A 19,806-nucleotide genomic window follows, 5' to 3' on the forward strand; every position below is an offset into this window, starting at 1 on the left:
CAATCGACCTTAGTTGACCGCCGTCAGCGTCATCGACGTGCCGGTGGCCGCAAGGTTGAGGCCGATCTGGCCGGTCACGCTGACCGTCTGCAGATGGATCGAGCCGGAGGTGCCGCCGACGAGGATGTTGGCGCCAATGCCGGCACCAACAGTCGCTTCGGCGGTTGCGCCCTGGTAAAGGCCACCGAGCGACCCGCGGTGGTAGCCCGCCGTCGGCGCGAACACGGCCCAGATCAGGCGGCTCTGCGTTGTGAAGCCGACATCGACACCCATCTTGCGGATGGCGCCGGAGTAATGGTCGGACGCTTCGGCGCCCATGGTCGAGCGGAAGACGCAATCGACTTCCTTGGCGGACCCGAGCACATAGCCGACGCCGCCGGCGATGTTGCAATCGAGGTAGCCGATCTTGACGCCGTTGCTGGTGTCGGGCTCAGGCTGTGGTTGAACTGTCGCGAGATCGGCTGCGTTTGCGGCGATCGCGCCAGCGAGAACCAGAGACGCTGCGGACACCTTCACGGCAAAACTCTTTTTCATTCTTGTCTCCTTCTCGGAACGTCAGAAATGATTGGCATTTGACCGGCGGCACACGAACTCAAACACATAACGCACGCTGCAGGAGAACAAAGCCATAGCCCGCGATCGGGCAATTCCGTGGCAAGCTTTTAGCAGATGATAAAATTGGTCGGGTTTCCCCAACAATGACTGCAGATTGTGTTGAAAAAGCCACGAAAGGGGCGCCCGAGGCGTCTTGCCGATCCTCATTGGCGCGGGCGGCGTGTGACGGCGGAGCTGGTTGCCCGGAAAAAGAGTGGCCACACGGAAGAGAAATTCCGACCGGACGACAGCGCCGCCCGGTCGGGGGAAACATCGACGCTTAAGCCTTTGCGACCTGCGCCAGGAAACCGCCGGCAACACGCGCTGTCAGCGCCAGCGAGACGGCGCCCGCGTCCGGATGGCCGATGCTCTTTTCAGCGAGCGGCCGGGCACGACCGAGCTTCGGCGTCAGGCTCGACGTTGCCTCGGCAGCGTCGGTTGCAGCCTTGGCCGCTGCCTGCCATGCCGCGATCAACGGTTTGCCGGCGGCATATTCGCGTTCAAGCGTTTCGACGAAAGGCACCAGCGCATCGACCAGCGTCTTGTCGCCGACACGGGCGCGGCCGAGGCGCGTGACGCCATCGAGCGCACGGCGGGCACCGTCGACAATGGCAGCATCGGTCGGGGCTGCATCATCGTTGAAGGCATTGCTCCAGGCGCGCAGCAGCAGGCCCCAGATCGCGCCCGACGTGCCGCCGGCCCGATCCGCCCAGGCATCGCCAGCCACGGCCAGCACGCTGGCAGCACCTGCGCCGGCGGCGACAGCCGCCCTTGCCGCTTCGTCGGCCGCTGCCGAACCACGGCGCATGCCCTGCCCATGGTCGCCGTCGCCGGCAAAGGCATCGATGCGACCGAGTTCATCTTCCGCCTGCTTCAAGCTTTCCGCGACTTCAGCGATCAGCCGTGCGATGCACTTGCCGCTTTGGCGGGAGTCCTCGGAGGCCGGGGCGAAGGATATCGCGTCGTCGTCATCCTTGAGCGTATCGGTCGCTGGTTCCGTGGCGATGATCGCCCCCTTGCGCAGCACCGGCGCATCGCAGGCCGCGCGCCAGTAGGTCTCCAGTTCGTCGTTCAGCCACATCAGCGTCAGCGAGCAGCCCTGCATGTCGAGGCTGGTGACGAACTCGCCGCATTCCGGATCGACGATTTCGAGACCGGCCGCCTTCAGTTCCCTCTCGATCGCGACCCAGAGCACGAAGAGTTCTTCATACTTCGTGGAGCCGAGGCCGTTCAGGAGCGGTGCAACCTTGCGAACGTCGGCCGGACGTTCGGCGAGCAGCTTTCCGACCAGCAGTTTGGCCAACTCGCTCGCCGAAACCGTCTTTTCCTCGCGGATGCCCGGCTCGCCGTGGATGCCGAGGCCAAGCGCCATCTCGCCCTTCGGAACAGTGAAGAGCGGCGCCTTGGCGCCGGGCAGCGTGCAGCCGCCGAAGGCGACGCCGAAGGACACGGTGCGGTCGTTGGCAAGACGAGTGATGCGCTCGACGTTGTCGAGATCAAGGCCCGCTTCCGCCGCCGCACCAGCGATCTTGAAGACGACGAGGTCGCCGGCGATGCCGCGGCGCTTGGCAGGCGTTTCGGCAGACGCGCTGGCGACGTCATCGGTCACCGGCACGATGCGCACGTCGATGCCTTCGGCGCGCAGGCGCTCGGCGGCAACGCCGAAGTTCAAGACGTCGCCGGCATAGTTGCCGAAGCCGAGCAGCACGCCGCCGCCCTGATCGGCCAACCGGCAGACGCGGGCAACGGCCGCAGTCGAGGGCGAAGCGAAGACATCACCGGCGACCGCCGCATCGGCCATGCCCGGGCCGACATAACCGGCAAAGGCCGGGTAATGACCGGAGCCACCGCCGACGACGACGGCGACCTTGCCCTTCGGCACCTTGGTCGAGCGCACGACCCCGCCCTTCACGAGACGGACGTTGCGCGCGTAGATCGAGCTGAAGCCGGCAAGCGCGGTCGTCGCAAACTCTTCCGGTGCGTCAAAGATTGTGGTCATCGCGTCTCTTCCCTTAGTCGCGAGGCAGGATACGCCTCAGATAGTCCCGATTGGCGGCGCTGACGGAGAGGCCGTCGCCACCGTAATGCTCGCAGAGGAACGGGCTGTCGAAGCCATGCGCCAATGCCATGCGGATCGCTGCCCGGTAGTTGATGACGCCGAATTCCAGCGGCGCCGGATGGGTGACCACCAGGCCCGAAGTCTCGTCCTCGGTGCGGTAGTAATTCTTGACGTGCCAATATTTGGCGAAGGGTGCAACCTTTGCCATCATTTGTTGCCAGTGCTCGACCGGGCGGTGCAAGCGCACGAGGTTGCCGAGATCGGCATTGATGCCGACGTTCGGCAGGCCGACATCGGTGACGAAGCGCACCGCGCTATCGGCCGAGCCGATGTAGGTGTCCTCGTACATTTCGAGCGCCAGCTCGATGCCGAGTTCCTCCGCATGCCGGCCGAGTTCGCGGATACGCTGAACCGCTTGTCTCCAGACCGCCGGGTCTTCGGGGTTCCTGACGCCGTCGACGGTCCAGAACCAGAGAGCCTTCTTCTGTGCCTCGGTCAAAGGCCCGAAGAAGCCGAAGGAAACGGAGCCGGCGCCGATCGCCGCTGCCGTATCGATGACCCTGTGGCCGTAGGCCAGATATTCGTCGCCGTGTTCCGGGTCGATGACGCTGCGGCGCGCAGTCGAGATCGCCGGCATGGAAAGACCGAGCTCGCGCGTCAGCCTGACGAAGTCATCGCGGCGCGAGGCCGAGAGGTCGGCGAGCCGGATCCAGCTATCGGTCGGGTCGAGCTCGGTGAAGCCGGCATCGACGACATCGGCCAGCGTCTCGGCCCATTGTTCGACCGACTGGTCCTGCACCGAGCTGCCGTCGGCAAGCACGTTGGGATACTGGATCATCGCAGCCGCGATCGGCCAGGTTTCACGGGTCCACTTGCGCGATGGGTTCGCCATGGTTTTCCTCACTCATTTTGCGACGCAGTCTATAAGCAGACCGCGCCGCGCTTTTCCGGCGTTTGTTTTGAGGTGCGGCGGCTCCGTCAAGCCGCCGCGCTGCCGTCGCCATGCGGCGTGGCCGCATCTTGCTTGCGCTTGCGGACCATGCCGACCAGCCCGAAGACAAGCGGCGACAGCAGAAGGGCAAGAGCGAGCGCCATCAGAGAGGAAACCAGCGGGTTTGACCAGAAGATGTTCAGGGTGCCGCCGGAAAGAAGCATCGACTGGCGGAAGGCGTCCTCCGCCTTGTCGCCGAGCACCATGGCCAGGACCAGCGGCGCTAAGGGATAGTCGAGCTTCTTGAAGACATAACCGAGCAAACCGAAGCCGATGACCATGAAGATGTCGGAGACCGAGTTTGCCACCTGATAGGCGCCGGAGAAGATGACGGCGACGATAACAGGGCCGATGATCGCAAAGGGCACGCGCAGGATCGATGCATAGAGCGGCACGGTGGCGATCACCAGGAAGACGGCCACGACATTGCCGAGATACATGGACGCAATCAGCCCCCAGACGAAGTCCGGCCGCTCGGTGAAGAGCATCGGACCGGGCGTCAGGCCCCAGATCATCAGGCCGCCCATCATCACGGCAGCCGTTGCCGAACCGGGAACGCCGAGCGCCAGCATCGGCAGCAGCGCCGAGGTTCCGGCCGAGTGGTCGGCAGTTTCCGGTGCGACGACGCCGCGGGGGTCGCCCTTGCCGAACTTCGACTTGTCGCGGGCAGAGCGGCGGGCAACACCGTAGCTCATGAAGGAAGCCGCGGTCGGGCCGGCCGGCGTGATGCCCATCCAGATGCCGATGATGGTCGAGCGCAGGATCGTGAACCAATACCGCGGGATCTCGATCAGCGTGCGGCCGATCTCGACGAGCTTGACGCGCGCCTTGATGCCTTCGAAGCGCAGGCCCTCTTCCGTCGTCAGCAGGAGTTCGCCAATGCCGAAGAGCCCCATGACCGCGATCAGGAAGCTGACGCCCTTGATCAGCGTCGGGATATCGAAGGTCAGGCGCAGGTCGCCGGAAATCGTGTCCATGCCGACGGAAGCGAGCGCGAAACCGAGCATCATCGAGACGAGCGTCTTGAAGGGCGATTGCGCGCCCATCGAAATGAAGCTTGCGAAGGCGAGGAAGTAGACCGCGAAGTATTCCGGCGACGAGAAACGCAGCGCGAAGTTCGCGACCCAGCCGGAAAGCAGCGTGATCATCACGACGCCGGCAAGTGCGCCGATGCCGGCGGATACGAAGGCGAGCGTCAGCGCCCGGCTTGCCTGCCCAGCTTTCGCCATCGGATAGCCGTCAAACGTGGTCGCCACCGACGAAGGTTCGCCGGGAATGTTGAACAGGATCGATGTGGTCGACCCGCCGAAGAGCGCCCCCCAGTACATGCAGGAGAGCAGGATGATGGCGGAGATCGGGTCCATCGAGAAAGTCAGCGGCAAGAGCAGCGAAACGCCGTTCGGCGCGCCGAGGCCGGGCAGCACGCCGACCAGAATGCCGAGCGTGACGCCGATCATCATCAGCAGGATATGGTTCCAGCTGAGGATGTGGCCGAAGCCATCGATCAGAAGACCGATATTTTCCATGTCATTCCTCCCGGGGCTTAAAGCGCGTCGCGATCTTTGAGATTCGCTCTTTGCGCTTTAAGTTTTTGATTTTCCGCATGTCGTTATCGCAAAACCGCAGTGCGCGTTTGCGCGACATGCCTTAGGCGGTCGGGATCAGTAGATCCCGAACCATGCCTCGATCGGTCCCTTGAGCAGCGGAACCTTGAAACCGAACTCGAATACGATGAAGAAAAACAGCGAAACGGCGACGCCCGACGGCAACGCGATCCACCATTTGTAGCGCCCCTGGAAGGCCATGGTGCCGGCGATATAGAGCGCGGTGCCGACATAAAGGCCGAGCCAGGCGGATACGCCGGCAAAGGCGACCAGAGGCAGCAGGAACGATCCCACCACCTTGACGCGGTGGCCGTCGATGAAGATCTCGCCGGATCCGCGATGCTTGACGAAAGCATGGATCGCATTGGCGACGCTTCCAAGCAGGATCAGAAGCCCGACATAGAAGGGAAAATAGCCGGCTTCCGGACCGAACTCCGTCCATCCCGCGCCGATATCGAGAGATCCGTAGCAGACCGCAGCGCCGAAGGCGCCGGTCAGTGCGGCAACGCCAAGCTCAACCGCGAAGCGGGAGACCCCATTCGCACCGTTCTCGCTCATGATCGTGACCTTTCAAAGCGAATGACGGGCGCCCGAAGGCACCCGCCTCAATGTCCGCCTTAGTTGGCGAGCCAGCCTTCGCGCTTCAGCACTTCGCCGACAGCCTCGCCATCCATTTCGATGGCGGCCTTGAAGTCGTCACCGGCGATGTAGGACGGCGACTGCGAGGTGTCTGCGAGGTACTTCGCCCATTCCGGCGTTTCGGAAACCTTGCGCATCAGGTCGGCATAGAACTTGACCACATCCTGGTCAACGCCGGCCGGCAGCCAGACGGTGCGCGGCATGGAGTAGTTGTCGATGGCGATGCCCGTATCCTTGCAGGTCGGGATGTCGCTCCAGGCCTTGTCGCCGGCAACCTTGGCATCGTTCGAAAGCTTGACGCTCTTGAAGACGCAGAGCGGCTTGACCATGCCGGCCTGCCACTGACCGAGGTTTTCGCTCGGGTTGTTGACGTTGGCGTCGAGGTGCTCGCCGGCGAGCTGGACGGCCGCTTCGCCACCGCTCTTGAAGGGGATGTAGTTGATGGTCGAGCCGGTCGCCTCGTTGATCATCGAGGTCAGGATCTGGTCGACGTCCTTCGACTGGCTGCCGCCGATCTTCAGGCCGCCTTCCTTCGCCTTGGCGGCAAAGTCGGCTGCGGTGTTGTAGGAGGCCTTGCCGTTGACCCAGAGGACGAACTCGTCCGAAGCGAGTGCTGCCACCGGCGTCAGGTCTTCAGCCTTGTAGGGAACCTTGGCGCGGACCGGCAGCAGGTAGGCGTTGTTGGTGCCGAATGCCAGCTTGTAGGCGTCGCCCTTGTTGGTCGCCGTGTAGACGAAGCCTTCGGCGCCGCCGGCGCTGCCCTTGTTGGTGACGACAACCGGAGCCTTCATCAGCTCGTACTTGCCGATGATCGCCTGGATCGTGCGGGCGAAGATGTCGGTGCCGCCGCCCGGGCCGGCGGTGACGACGAACTCAACCGGACGGTCGGGCTCGAAAGCGGCGGCCGGAGCGGCAACACCGAAAACGGCTGCCATGATGCATGCGATGGAGACGGTATTCTTCAAGTCGGGTCCTCCCGGTTTTGTGGTTCTGCGGCGCAAGACCTCCTCCTGCGCCGTTATTGCTTGAAAGCGCGCGAAATCAGGCCGCAGCCTTGAGGGCGGCCTTTTTCTTCGCCATACGCACTGCCAAAAGCAGCGCTTCACGGCTGGCGCCAACGTCGGCAATGCCCTTGCCGGCGATGTCGTAGGCAGTGCCGTGGGCCGGCGTGCAGAGCGCGAAGGGCAGTCCACCCATCATGGTTACGCCCTTGTCGAAGCCCATCAGCTTCATCGCGATCTGGCCCTGGTCGTGATACATGGTGAGGACGGCGTTGTAGCCTTCCTTCAGCGCGCGCCCGAAGACGGTATCGGCCGGGAACGGTCCTTCGACGTTGAAGCCGAGCGACTTGGCCTTTTCGACGGCCGGCTCGATGATGTCGATCTCTTCCATGCCGAAGCTGCCGCCGTCGCCCGCATGCGGGTTGAGACCGGCAACCGCGATCTTCGCCTCCTCATAACCGGCCTCCTTGAGGCAGGCCTGGGTCAGCTCGAGTTCGGCAATGATGCCGTCGATCGAAAGGTTGTCAGCCACTTCCTTGAGCGGAATGTGCGAGGTGACGCGCGCGTTCCAGACCTTTTCGAGAACGTTGAACTCGCGAACCTTGCCGGTGAAGCCGAGAACGTCGGCAACGAAACGGATCTCGTCGTCGTAGCCCGGATAGGCAAAGCGCATCGCCTTCTTGTTGAAGGGCGTGAAGCAGACGGCATTGGCCTTGCCCGCATGCGCCAGCTCCAACGCCGTGCGGAAGTTGCGGGTCGCAAACGTTCCGCCGGCAAGCGTCGCCTCGCCGCGAACGACGTCGGCCGGATCGAGGTGAGCAAGATCGACGAACACGTGGCGGACGGTGCCAGCCTTGTCGAGATCTTCGAGCGTCGACGGTTCGAGGTCGAGCGTCACGCCCGCGGCCTTGGCACCCTCATCCAGAATGCGGCGATCTCCGATCGTGATGATGTGCGCGGCCTCGCGGATGTCGGAAAGCGCCAACAGCTTTGCCGTGAGTTCCGGGCTGATGCCTGCCGGATCGCCCATCGCGAGCGCAATGACAGGACGCGCGCCGTTACCGGCTGCACCGTTGGTCGTCATGAGAGATGTCCTCCACTTCATTCTTTCGATAGCCGTCATACGTTATTCAAAATTCTGCATCAAGTCTTTTGTATTCTGTATGCAGCATTTTCTGTTGACGATAGGAAGGCCCATCTCCATGCTTTAATGAGACAGCGCTGATTCAATCGGCGCCAACGGGAACAGACGGTCGACGCCCAGTCGCCAGGCGCAGAAGCAAAAACAATGAACGAAATTACATCTGTGGAGAGGCGGCCGGATGGCGGCCCCGGTCCGATCAGGCGCACGGCGCTGCACGACACGCTGGTCAGCCACCTGCGCGACATGATCATCGAAGGCGACTTGTCGCCCGGCACGCGGCTGCATGAAGGGCAGTTGGGCGAACAGCTCGGCGTGTCCCGCACGCCGCTGCGCGAAGCGATCAAGTATCTCGCCAGTGAAGGGCTTGTGGAGCTCGTTCCGAGCCGCGGCGCCGTCGTCAAGCGTTTCAGCGCCAAGGACGTGCATGATATGCTGACGGTGCTGCAGACGCTGGAAGAACTTGCGGGCAAGCTCGCCTGTGAAGCCGCAAGCGACGCCGGCATCGCAGAAGTGCGCGCGCTGCACGACGAAATGGTCGGGCGCTACAAGGCCGGTGACCGGCTGCAATACTACAAGCTCAACCAGCAGATCCATTCGGCCATCGTCCAACTCGCGGCAAACGTCGCCCTGGTGGACATGCACGCGGTGTTGCAGACACGGCTGAAGCGCATTCGCTTCATCGGCCACGAGGGGCCCGAAAAATGGGCCGCGGCCGTTTCAGAGCATGAGGAAATGATTGTCGCGCTCGAAGCCCGCGACAAGGCAAGGCTCTCCGAAGTTCTCGGCCGGCACCTCATGAATGCCTGGGAGCGTGTGCGCGCCGCGGTGTAAACAACGCTGGCGCAAGCGAGCCCCGGCAGGGCTCGTGCAGTCGCACCTTCCGTCACAACTTCGAATAGGCGTTCGTAACGGCCTTGGCATTTCCTGCGGCCGCCTGCTTTTGCAGCGCGAGAATTGCGTCTCGCAGCGCCGGGTTTGCGGCCAGCGCCTTGTTTCCCGAGACATCCAGGCTTGAGAGCTTGGAAAGCAAGCCACGGTCGCCATAGGCCCGCCAACGCACCCAGCGAAGCCGGCGGGCTTTTCGACAGCGGATTCAGTGACGTCAAATTGCCGGACAACAATGAAGAACTGTCCGCCATCAAGGAACGGCAGGCGATCGCGCGTTGCTTCCCGCCGCATTGTTTCTCGCCCGGTGTTACAGATTTGCCTCCCGGATAAGCTGTATCGCTGGGAAAGAAATTAAGAATATTCGAATTCTATTGACTTTAACCTGATCGAAATTCACTGAATCCACGGTGGGGCGGAGACGGGAACGAAGATGGGGCGGCAACGGCTTCGGGGACTGCTTGCGGCGGCGGCGATCCTCTGTCCAGGCGCAGGCTTGGCGGAACCGGTTCAGCGAACGCCACCCGTCGCGGGGTCGGTGATTGCCCGCAAATCCGGCGAGGAAGTTCGCTTCGTCGACATCTCGACCTGGCGTTTCGTCGATCTCGCCCAGGACCTTTTGTCCGGTGACGTGTTGCGCACCAATGCAACCGGGGCGCTGGCGGTGCTTTTTTCCGACCACACCCAGATCCGGCTCGGCCGCAACACGGCGTTGCGCGTCAAACGCATGGGCACTGGCAGCGATACCAATCTCGAACTGCAGTCGGGCACGATCTGGGCACGGGCGGAACGCGGCGGCCAGGGCCTCACGATCGACACGCCGGCGGCAACGGCTGCCATTCGCGGTACCGATTGGACGCTGACGGTCGCCGGCGACACGACCTCGCTGACCGTGCTTGAAGGCGTGGTCGAACTCAGCAACGCGCTTGGCAGCGTCACGGTGAAACAGGGCGAAGGCGCCGTTGCCGCGATCGGCAAGGCGCCGACCAAGATTGTGATCGTGACGCCGAAGGACCGCGAACAGATGCTCTTCCATCTGTCGCTCAGAGACGCCTTCGCCTTGATGCCACCGTCGCCGCTCAAGGTGCACGACATGCGTAACCAGCGCGAACGGATCGAAGCCCGGCCGGAAGCATCCCGTTCTGCCGAAGATTGGCTGACGCTCGCTGAAATCCACTTGCGGTTCGACGGGCGGGTCAAGGCCACGGAAGCCCTTCAACAGGCCCGTAGCCTGGGCCTCAACCGACCGCAGGCTGCACGCGCCTATCTCGTCGAAGCGCTGATCGCCGGCTCCGAGAACCGCTACAGCGATGCGGCAAAGCTCTTTGCCAGCGCAGCCCCCGGGCTCGACGCCGATCGCCGCTCCGTCGCTGCATTCGGCGGCTACTTCGCACGCGCCCTGGCGGATCCGGATCGCATCGAGCCGCCGCCGTCTCGGGCGACGGGCGCCTATGCCGCCTTCGCCGCCGCGTGGACCGCAGGCTTCCGCACCGACATCCGTGCGGCGATCGAAACGCTCAGGACGGCCGAAAGGCAATATCCGGACGATCCTTTCCTTCCGGCGGCCCGCGCACAGCTCGCAATGCTGCTCGACGATCGCGACGAAACCCGCGATGGCATCGAAAAGGCCCTTGCGAACGATCCCGACGATCCGACCGCGCTCGAATCGCGGGCCAAGTATCGTTTGCTCATTGAAAACGACCGAGCCGGCGCGCTGGCGGATCTCGAGCGCGCCATCGAAATCACGCCGGGCGACCCGTCTCTCTGGAACTGGGTGGGCCTGGCAAAGAGCGACCGCGGCGACAATCGCGGTGCAGAACAAGCATTCAAGAGAGCCGTGGAACTCGATCCGGCGGATCCGCTTTACCGCGCCAACCTGGCCTATCAGTATCTGGACGAAATGCGGCTTGCGGAAGCAAAGCGCGAGATCGATACGGCGCTTGCGATCGATCCCTCCTTCGACCTCGTGCTCGTCGCCCGCGGGCGGTACCATTTGCAGAACGGCGACCTCGACAAGGCCATGGACGACCTCTTGGCCGGTTCGACGGCCAATCCCGCCTACTCCAACGCCCAATTGCTGCTCTCGGCGGCGCATTACGAAAAGGGAGATCGCATCCCGGCGGCACAGGCCCTCGACAATGCCGACCGGCTCGACCCGAACGACCCTGTCGTCGCAACCGTGCGGACCGCGATCGCGATCGACGAATACGATTCCGATGCGGCGATCCGCTACGCGCAGGAACTCATGCGCAGGACGCGGGCGCGCGGCGGCGAGAGCGCACCGCTCGGCGCCAATCAGGACGCCGGGTCGACGCTCAACGATGCCTTCCGTCTGCAGGGGCTGAACGCCTGGGGGCAATATTACGGCGATGTGGTCTTCGATCCGTTCACAGGATCGAGCTATGTCGACCAGGCCATCCGCGGCAGCGTCAATCCGCTGTTCAACACCTATGACTTCGACGGCAGCCCGGTCGTCAACTCCACCAATCCGCAAAGCTTCTCCGCCTTCTTCCAGGGGCTGCTGATCGAGCCGCATATGCTGGCAAGCCGCGAGCGCACGGCGAACCTCGTCCAGCGTCCATTCTTTGAAGCCGCGCTCGGCGGCGGCATCATCGCCGACAGCGATCACGAGGGCTGGATCGGCGAAGCGGAGCTACGCGGACTGACCTTTTCGCCTTTCCCGATCAGCGTCTATGGCAACCTTCAATGGGAAGAACCGCGAGACACGATTGGTATCGGCAATGGTCTCGCAATCGAGCGCGAAGCGCGCCTGCTTGGCGGCAATGGCTACGTGACGGCCACGCCGACACCGGATGACAGGGTCGTGGCCTATGCCAACTACGGCGATCTCAATGATAAACGCAGCATCTTCGACATCCCACCTCCGCCCCTCATCCCGTTCAATCTCGACGGGATAAACGACAACGACGCGACGCGGCTGCTCTCGGGCGTGGCCTGGAGCCACACCTTCGGCTACCGCAACATCGCCAATGCGGCGTTCTTCTTCTCCGACGAGAACATCACGGACAGCGAGAGGGTTCGCTTTTCGGGTGTGAGGTTTCCGGATCTCGCCACAAGCCGAAACGAGGAAAAACAGCGAACCTATGTCGCCGCGATCAACCACCTTTACGGCGACGGCGACTTCACCTGGCGCTACGGGATCGAAGGCGGCGTCGTCAGGTCATCGCAGTCGTTCGACATCTTCGATCCGCTGGGGCTGAGCACTGGCAGCAGCAGCGTGCCTGTCATCGCGTCCGGTTCGACGTCGGCGACACAGACGGTCGCCAAGGCCTATGTCGATGCGATCTACGAAATCACGCCGGACCTGAAAACGGAGGGCGCCCTCTTTGGCCGCTACATCGAGGGCGTCAACGACGGCGATGTCAGGCTCGAGCCGAAACTCGGCATCGCCTGGGCGCCGGCCGAACGGCACTGGCTGCGGGCCGCTGCCATGCGCGATGGCCTCAACTTCAACGTCGCCACCCTCGCGCCGATCGGCATCGTCGGCCTGCAACCGAACCAGCTGCACTTCGGCGCGGAAGGCTACGCCGATACGCTGGCACTGCGTTGGGACGCAGAATGGAACAGCTGGTTTTTCACCGCGCTCGACTACCAGCACCAGGAAGTGCGGCAACTCGCGCTCGACATTCCGCTTTCCACCACCAGCCTTGCCTATGCCAAGGTCGGGCTCGACCGGGTCGCCGCGACAGCGAACTTTGCCATCGGCCACGGCTTCGGCCTCTCCTTGACCGCGGCCCACACGGAAGCCGACGTCAAGGAACACAGTGGCAGCCAACCGGACGTGCTCCTGTTCGTGCCCGAGAACACCGGCCAGGCCGCGCTGACATGGGTCAACAAGGCAAACGTCAAGACAACCGTTGCCGCCAACTATGTCGGCTCGCGACCCGGCGGCGGAAGAACCCTTAACGATTTCTGGACGCTCGACGCATCGCTGCAATGGGAGCCGTTCGACAAGCAGATCGAGGTCGATCTGGCGGCCTTCAATCTGCTCGACGAAGACTTCGAGTTGAGCAATGGCCTGCCGGGCTGGGGACAAACGTTCAAGGGCACGGTTAAAGTGCGGTTCTGATGGAGGAGCGCGTCGCCGTGCAGGCATCGAGCGGTCGGTCCGGACAATGGGACAGCCCCCGTTTCTTGCAACGGCGGCTGAAACTTCTCGCTCTTGCGGTTTTCGTGGCCATCGCGCTGTCACTGGCAACCTTGACCAATGCCTGGCGGCTGAACGAGCTGCGCAGCTTCGACTACCTGTCGACCATCGGCGGCCCGGCGCTGCCGGAAAACAGCCCGATCATCGTCGCCATCGATGAGCCGTCGATGGCCGAAATCGGCCGTCAATGGCCGTGGCCGCGGGCCCTGCATGCGCGCCTGATCGATGCGCTGCGCAAGGCTGGCGCGCGGGCGATCGGCATCGACGTGATTTTCGCCGAACCTTCGGCCGATCAGGCCAATGACGAGGCGCTGGAAAAGGCGCTCGGCGCAGACGTCGTCCTTGCCGGCGATCAGACGCTGGTGGAAGCGCCCCAGGCCGACCAGTTCGTGCGCACCGAGCCGCTTGCCCGCTTCATCGCAAGAGGCGCCTGGACCGGCATCGCCTCCGTCAGCCTCAGCGGCGACGGAACGTTGCGCGCCGTTCCCGACTATCCGGACGGGTTTGCCGCCGTGCTGGCGGCAATCGCCGGCGCAAAATCGCAAGCACCACCAAGCGACGGGCTGATCCAGGTCTTCGGGCCGGCACGGACCTATCCCACCGTCTCCTATTACCAGGCGCTCGATCCCGACAACTTCCTGCCCGAAGGCATCTTCGAGGACCGCGTCGTGCTCGTCGGTCTCAGCCTGCAAAACGCACCGTCGATCGCCGATGGCGGCGCCGACACGTTCACCACATCGGACACCGTACACTCGAACAAGCTCGTCTCCGGCGTCGAGATGCAGGCAACCATCTACGACAATCTGGCCCATGACCTTTTCATTCAGCGCGCTGCAAGACCCTACGTGGTTGCAGCCATTGCGCTGGCTGCGATGCTGGCGGCTTCCTCGGTGCTGCGGACGACCGGCTGGCGCACGCTTGTCTATGGCGCCGTCGCCATCAGCCTCATCATCGCCGCCAGCTATGCCGCGATGCGCCTTGGCCACGTCTTCCTGTCGCCGCTTGGCCCCGGCCTGGCGTTCCTTGCCGTGACCGCCGGGCAGGCCGGGCTCGACTATGCGGAGGAACGGAAGAAGCGCCGGGAAATCACCCGCGCCTTCCAGCAATATCTCTCCCCGGCCCTCGTGGAGCGCCTGGCGAAGGACCCGTCGCACCTGAGGCTCGGCGGCGAGCGGCGCACCCTGTCGATCCTCTTTTGCGACATCCGGGGCTTTACCACCATCGCCGAGGAAATGAAGGAAGACCCGGAGCGGTTGACCGCGCTGGTCAACCGACTGCTGACGCCGCTTTCGGAAGCCGTTCTCGAAAAGGGCGGCACCATCGACAAATATATCGGCGATTGCCTGATGGCCTTCTGGAACGCGCCGCTCGACGATCCCGACCACGCCGTCCACGCGGTTGGTGCGGCGCTCGACATGCTTGCGCGGCTTGAACGGGTCAACCGGGAACTCGAGGGCGAGGCGAAACGAGAGCGCAGACCGGCTCAAACCCTGAGGATCGGCATCGGCATCAACACCGGCGAATGCGTCGTCGGCAATATGGGCTCGCACCAGCGCTTCGACTATTCAGCCCTTGGCGACGCCGTCAATCTGGCCGCGCGCCTCGAAGGCGCATCGAAGGACTACGGCATCTCTCTGCTTCTCGGCGAGGAGACGGCCCGCCTCGTCGAAAAAACCTTCCCGGTCGCCGAACTCGATCGCATCACCGTCAAGGGTCGCACCGCCGTGTCTCCGGTCTTCACCGTCGCCATCGGCGCAAAAAGGGAAGCGATCGAACGCCATCAGGGTTTCGTGCAAGCCAAGTACGACGGCTCGCTTCGGGCGCATGACGTGGTGTTCGACCAGTTGAAGAGCGCCCTGCCGCCACTGGCGCGCTACTACGAGAGGGAGCGCTCCCGCCTCGATACGTCGCGACGGGAGCAGAAGTGAAGCGGTACAAGCGAACTCGGCGTCAGTGAAGCCCGCCGACGCCCAGCAGCCGCTCGACCGCGTCGTGATCCCCAGTCAGCGCTTCCGGCGTTCCGGACCAGGCGATTCGGCCGCGTTCGAGCACGATCACCCGGTCGGCAAAGTCGAGCGCGCTCTGAATGCGCTGCTCGACCAGCACGATCGTCATGTCGCCGGTTTTTGCCAGTTCGGCGAACGCCTTCATCAGCTCTTCGCAGATAACCGGCGCCAAGCCCTCCAGCGGCTCGTCGAGAAGCAGGATCGACGGACGGCCGAGGATGGAGCGCGCCGTCGACAGCATCTGCTGTTCGCCGCCCGAGAGTTGGCTGCCGAGATTGCGCCGCCGCTCAAAGAGGCGCGGGAACATGTCGTAGGCTTCCTGGAGCGCGCTTTTCGGACGGCCTTTGAGGCCGACAAACAGGTTCTCCTCGACGGTCAGCGTCGGGAAGACGCAGCGCGCCTGCGGCACGAAACCAAGCCCGTGCATGGCGCGGGCTGCGCTCGGCAGCGCCGTCACGTCCGTCCCGCCCATGCGGATGCGCCCGTCATAACGTCGCGTCTGGCCGGCAAGCGTCGCAAGCAGCGTCGTCTTGCCCATGCCGTTGCGGCCGAGCACGGCGAGCCGGGCGCCAGCCGGAACGGCAAAGGACACGCCCTCGAGCACGCGCGTCGGGCCGTAGCCCGAAGACAGGTTTTCCACCTCAAGCGGCGTGGCTGGCATTGGCATAGCTCCCGAGATAGGCTTCCCGCACGCGCGGATCCTTGGTCACGTCAGACGGCGAGCCGTCGAAGATGATCGCGCCGGCGGCCAGCACGACGACGCGCTTGGCAAAGCGGAAGACGAGATCCATGTCATGCTCGATCATCAAGACGGCGAGATCGGCAGGAAGATCGGCCAGTGCCTGCTCGATCCGGCCGGTGTCGCTCTGCGGCACGCCGGCGGCGGGCTCGTCGAGCAGCAGCACCCGCGGCTTTAGCGCCAGCGCCACGGCGATTTCCAGCAGCCGCTGCTGGCCATAGGCGATCTCGCTCACCTTTCGGTGCATCAGTTCCTTGAGCCCGAGCTTGCCGAGAAGCTCTTCCACCTCGGCCATGACATCCGGCATGCCCAGGAAATTGCCGAAAAGGCGACCGGCGCGGCCACTTCGTTGCAGGACGGCAAGCGCGACATGCTCGGCTGGCGTCATATCGGCAAAGAGCCGCGTCACCTGAAACGAGCGCACGAGGCCCCTTCGCACGCGGCCGATCGCATCGACACCAGTGACGGCCTCGCCGCCGATACGCACCTCCCCGGAATCGGGCTTGAGATTGCCGGTCACGAGATTGACGAAGGTCGTCTTGCCGGCGCCGTTCGGCCCGATCAGCGCGACACGGTCTCCCGGCGCCATGCTGAGGCTGACGTCATTGGTGACCGCAAGTCCGCCGAAGGCGCGCTTCAGGTTGCGAACTTCGAAGATCGGCTGCATCACTGTGCCTCCTTGCGGCGGGCAACGAAGGCGGCTGCAGTGCCGTAGATGCCCTTCGGCGCGAAAAGCACGACGGCGATCAGCAGCGCGCCGACCATCGTCAGCCAGTGGAACGGATTGGCGGCCGAGACCACGTCCTCGAAGAACATGAAGACGACCGTCCCTGTCAGCGCACCGAACAGGGAGCCTGTGCCGCCGAGCACCAGCATGACGAGGCTTTCGGCCGACATGGTGAAGGAGAGGCTGTCGAGGCCGACCACCTGGGTGGAAATCGCGTTCAGCGCGCCGCCGACACCGGCAACGGCGCCGGAGATGACGTACATTTTCGTCAGCGCGATCTTCGGCGACGCCCCCATCGAGCGGACGCGGACCGGGTCCTCCTTGATGCCCCGGCACAGCATGCCGAAGGGCGAGCGCACGATGAGCCGCAGGAGCACAAAGACGACGGCGAGCAGCGCCACGCCGAAGACATAGGCCGTGCGCCCCCAGAGATCGAATTCGTAGAGCCCGAGAAGCGCCGTCGGCGCGATGCCGGAGAGCCCGTCGCTACCGCCGGTCCAGGAGGAGGCCTTGTTGGCAAACTCATGGAAGAGATGGATGAGCGCGATCGACAGCACCAGTTGCGGCAGCCCGTGCGCACGCAGGATGACGAACCCGCAGATAAGCCCGGCCACCGCCCCGGCGACGATCCCGAAGGCGAGCATGGCCAGCGGATCGTTGATGCCGTAATGCGCCGAGGCGATGCCGGCGGCATAGGCGCCGGCGCCGAAGAGTGCGGCGTGCCCGAGCGTTGCAACGCCGCAATAGCCGGTGACGAGATCGAGCGACAGCACCAGAAGCGCTGCTGCGATGATCCGGGTCAGAAGCGCCAGATTGTTGGGAAAGAGGAAGTAGCCGAGCACTGCTACCAGCAGGATAACGGCCAGACCGGCAAGGTCGCCGCCGCCGAACCGCCGGCGCGCCGGAGCGGTTGCGATCAAGTCGTTCGTCGTCGTCATGGTCATCCCTTGGCCCTCCCGGCGAGCCCGCGCGGGAAGACGCAGATGATCGCGATGACGGCCAGATAGAAGAAGAACTCACCGAATTCCGGCATGAGATAGCGGCCGGTCGTGTCGATCGCGCCGAGCAGCAGGCAGGCAACGAGCGCGCCCGGGATAGAGCCGGCACCGCCGACCGAGACGACGACGAGGAAAGTCACCATGTAGCGCAAGGCATAATAGGGTTCGACCGGAAGCAGTTCCGCGCCGACGACACCGCCGAAGGCGGCAAGCCCGACGGCGACGGCGAAGCTTACCGCATAGACGATTTCGGTGCGCACCCCGAGAGCCGCCGCCATGGCCGCATTGTCGACCGAGGCGCGCAGCTTGACGCCGAAGGCGGTCTTTTCGATCGCGTACCAGAGGCCAGCTGCGACCGCGAGGCCGCAGAGGATCGCAAAGATGCGGTGCGTGGCGATCGCCCGGAAGCCGAGATCGACGGAGCCCTGCAGCTCGCTCGGCAGCGGCACCGTCTTCAACGTCGGGCCGAAGACATAGTTGGCGATGCCGATGATGCAGAACGTAATACCAATGGTCATCAGCACCTGGGTCAGTTCCGGCGCGCCATAGATCCGCCGGTAAAGCAGCCGCTCGATCGGCACGGCTATGACGATGGTGCCGAAGATCGCGAGCAGCACGGCAAAGCCATAGGCGAGACCGAGATCGCGCGCCGCATAGGAGGCGATGTAGCCACCGATCATGGCAAAGGCGCCGTGCGCCAGGTTGACCACGCGCATCAGGCCCATGGTGACCGAAAGGCCGATGGAGATGACGAAGAGCACCATGCCATAGGCAAGGGCGTCGATCGCTATGCTGAGGACGGTTTGCATGGGGCTATCCGTTGCCCTTTCTTCCAAATTTGGCTGCGCCGGATTCGGTGCGCACTATGCGCGGAGCGGCAGTCAGGCGCCAGCATTCGCGGCGCCGCAGGCGCGCCGGTCGCTCAAAAGCAACCGGTCAACGCATCATCAGTGTCGGTGGGCGCTCAGCACCCGCCCAAGTCGACTACTTCAGCGCAGCGAGACCGGGGTCGCCCTGCTTCTCGAAGGTCTGGATTTCCTTGTTGTAATAGGTGCCGTCATCGGCCTTCGCGACCTCGCGCAGGTAGATGTTCTGGGTGATGTGACGCGATTCCGGATCGATCGTCACCGGACCACGCGGGCTGACCCAAGAGAGGCCTTTCACGGCTTCCACGGCCTTGGCCGCATCCTGCTCGCCGCCGGTCGCCTCGATCATCTTGTAGATCACATGCATGCCGTCATAGGCTCCGACCGAGGGGAACGAGAGTTCCGCCGGGTTGCCGATCGCCTTGCCCGCCGCCTCGACAAACGCCTTGTTTTCCGGCGAATCGTGCGAGACCGCATAGTGGAAGGTCGTCTGGATGCCGAGTGCCGCTTCGCCAAGTGCCGGCAGATCGGATTCCTGCGTCAGGTCGCCTGGCGCGAAGAACTTGATGCCGCCGTCCTTGAGCCCGTTTTCCTTGAAGGCCTTGACGAAGCCGAGCGTCGTCGGGCCGGACGGCAGGAAGGCGAAGACGCCCTCGGCGCCGGAATCCTTGATGCGCTGCATGATCGGCGAGAAGTCGTTGGTCGCGAGCGGCATGCGGATCGCTTCGACCACCTGGCCGCCGGCCGCCTCGAAGCCCGCCTTGAAGGCGTTCTCGGCATCGACGCCCGGGCCGTAATCGCTGACGACGGAGATCACCTTGGAGACGCCCGCGTCCTTGGCGACCTTCGCGATCGGCGTCGAGGTCTGCCAGGTGGTGAACGAGGTGCGCACGACGAGCGGGCTCTTGGTGACGATCGCCGAGGTCGCCGCGTTCATGATGACGAGCGGCACGTTCGCCTGGGTGAGGAGCGGCGTCACCGCCATCGCATCCGGGGTGAAGTAGAAGCCGGCGAGATACTGCACGCCCTCCTTGACCACGAGTTCCTGCGCCAGCGCCTTGGCCTGGGCGGGATCCGCCTGCGGCACGTCGCGATAGATGATCTCGATATCGTCTTCGCCGACCTTGGTGCCGTTCAGCGCCATATAGGCGTCGATGCCGGCCTTGAAATTCTTGCCCTGGAGCGCGAAGGGTCCCGAGAACGGTCCGACAACACCGATCTTGATCGTATCGGCATAGGCCGCGCCACCCATTGCCAAGGCCGCAACCGCAGCCAGAATCATGCGTTTCATATTTCCTCCCTGAGATGCCGGCCACTCCCGTACCCGCATCCTCCTCGCAAACGCCAGACAATTTGATAGTCGTCAGCTTGCCATGCCAAACGGT

16 protein-coding genes are annotated in these 19,806 nt (G+C 63.9%); 3 read left to right on the top strand and 13 right to left on the bottom strand.

The annotated features are described in order from the left end of the window. Window positions 1-9 precede the first annotated feature (9 nt). The 7 genes from XB14_RS18110 to XB14_RS18140 form a co-directional block, all read right to left on the bottom strand. The gene (locus tag XB14_RS18110; protein WP_065773756.1) at window positions 10-534 is read right to left on the bottom strand and encodes a DUF992 domain-containing protein; all 525 of its coding nucleotides are present in this window, start codon (window positions 532-534) and stop codon (window positions 10-12) included. Between the two features lie 340 nt (window positions 535-874). After that, window positions 875-2,593, bottom strand: coding sequence for a dihydroxyacetone kinase family protein (locus XB14_RS18115; protein ID WP_077963003.1), 1,719 nt, complete (start codon window positions 2,591-2,593; stop codon window positions 875-877). 13 nt (window positions 2,594-2,606) lie between these two features. Further along, on the bottom strand, window positions 2,607-3,545 hold the full coding sequence (locus XB14_RS18120) for a sugar phosphate isomerase/epimerase family protein (protein ID WP_077963004.1): 939 nt from the start codon (window positions 3,543-3,545) through the stop codon (window positions 2,607-2,609). A gap of 86 nt (window positions 3,546-3,631) precedes the next feature. After that, a complete protein-coding gene (locus XB14_RS18125; protein WP_077963005.1) occupies window positions 3,632-5,170 on the bottom strand; it encodes a tripartite tricarboxylate transporter permease in 1,539 nt (512 codons plus the stop codon). Between the two features lie 135 nt (window positions 5,171-5,305). Continuing rightward, complete coding sequence (locus XB14_RS18130) at window positions 5,306-5,806, bottom strand: tripartite tricarboxylate transporter TctB family protein (RefSeq protein WP_077963006.1); 501 nt, start codon at window positions 5,804-5,806, stop codon at window positions 5,306-5,308. A 59-nt stretch (window positions 5,807-5,865) separates the two neighbouring features. Then, window positions 5,866-6,852, bottom strand: coding sequence for a Bug family tripartite tricarboxylate transporter substrate binding protein (locus tag XB14_RS18135; protein WP_077963007.1), 987 nt, complete (start codon window positions 6,850-6,852; stop codon window positions 5,866-5,868). 76 nt (window positions 6,853-6,928) lie between these two features. Beyond that, window positions 6,929-7,972 (bottom strand): 4-hydroxythreonine-4-phosphate dehydrogenase PdxA, encoded by a 1,044-nt coding sequence (locus XB14_RS18140; protein WP_077963008.1) that lies wholly within the window; start codon window positions 7,970-7,972, stop codon window positions 6,929-6,931. A gap of 204 nt (window positions 7,973-8,176) precedes the next feature. Between XB14_RS18140 and XB14_RS18145 the strand changes: the two genes are divergently transcribed. Continuing rightward, complete coding sequence (locus XB14_RS18145; protein WP_077963009.1) at window positions 8,177-8,863, top strand: GntR family transcriptional regulator; 687 nt, start codon at window positions 8,177-8,179, stop codon at window positions 8,861-8,863. A gap of 52 nt (window positions 8,864-8,915) precedes the next feature. On the opposite strand, the gene XB14_RS33280 is transcribed toward XB14_RS18145, so the two are convergent. Beyond that, window positions 8,916-9,062, bottom strand: a complete 147-nt coding sequence (locus XB14_RS33280) for a hypothetical protein (RefSeq protein ID WP_179119610.1) — start codon at window positions 9,060-9,062, stop codon at window positions 8,916-8,918. 288 nt (window positions 9,063-9,350) lie between these two features. Between XB14_RS33280 and XB14_RS18150 the strand changes: the two genes are divergently transcribed. Both XB14_RS18150 and XB14_RS18155 read left to right on the top strand, forming a co-directional pair. Next, on the top strand, window positions 9,351-13,007 hold the full coding sequence (locus XB14_RS18150) for a FecR domain-containing protein (protein WP_077963010.1): 3,657 nt from the start codon (window positions 9,351-9,353) through the stop codon (window positions 13,005-13,007). After that, complete coding sequence (locus XB14_RS18155; RefSeq protein ID WP_077963011.1) at window positions 13,007-15,013, top strand: CHASE2 domain-containing protein; 2,007 nt, start codon at window positions 13,007-13,009, stop codon at window positions 15,011-15,013. The genes XB14_RS18150 and XB14_RS18155 overlap by 1 nt, the downstream gene beginning before the upstream one ends. A 22-nt stretch (window positions 15,014-15,035) precedes the next feature. On the opposite strand, the gene XB14_RS18160 is transcribed toward XB14_RS18155, so the two are convergent. The 5 genes from XB14_RS18160 to XB14_RS18180 all read right to left on the bottom strand — a co-directional run bounded on the left by XB14_RS18160 (window position 15,036) and on the right by XB14_RS18180 (window position 19,712). Further along, window positions 15,036-15,752, bottom strand: coding sequence for an ABC transporter ATP-binding protein (locus XB14_RS18160; protein WP_077963012.1), 717 nt, complete (start codon window positions 15,750-15,752; stop codon window positions 15,036-15,038). Further along, window positions 15,733-16,497, bottom strand: a complete 765-nt coding sequence (locus tag XB14_RS18165) for an ABC transporter ATP-binding protein (protein ID WP_077963013.1) — start codon at window positions 16,495-16,497, stop codon at window positions 15,733-15,735. The genes XB14_RS18160 and XB14_RS18165 overlap by 20 nt, the downstream gene beginning before the upstream one ends. Next, window positions 16,497-17,501 carry a branched-chain amino acid ABC transporter permease gene (locus tag XB14_RS18170; RefSeq protein WP_143348441.1) on the bottom strand — a complete coding sequence of 335 codons (1,005 nt, stop codon included), beginning with the start codon at window positions 17,499-17,501 and terminating at the stop codon, window positions 16,497-16,499. Before XB14_RS18170 ends, XB14_RS18165 begins: the two co-directional genes overlap by 1 nt. Further along, a complete protein-coding gene (locus XB14_RS18175) occupies window positions 17,498-18,364 on the bottom strand; it encodes a branched-chain amino acid ABC transporter permease (RefSeq protein ID WP_077963014.1) in 867 nt (288 codons plus the stop codon). The genes XB14_RS18170 and XB14_RS18175 overlap by 4 nt, the downstream gene beginning before the upstream one ends. 175 nt (window positions 18,365-18,539) lie before the next feature. Continuing rightward, entirely contained in the window at window positions 18,540-19,712 is a 1,173-nt protein-coding gene (locus XB14_RS18180) for an ABC transporter substrate-binding protein (RefSeq protein WP_077963015.1), read from the bottom strand. Window positions 19,713-19,806 lie beyond the last annotated feature (94 nt).

It is taken from the genome of Ensifer adhaerens (assembly GCF_002007205.1).
Taxonomy (GTDB): domain Bacteria; phylum Pseudomonadota; class Alphaproteobacteria; order Rhizobiales; family Rhizobiaceae; genus Ensifer; species Ensifer adhaerens_D.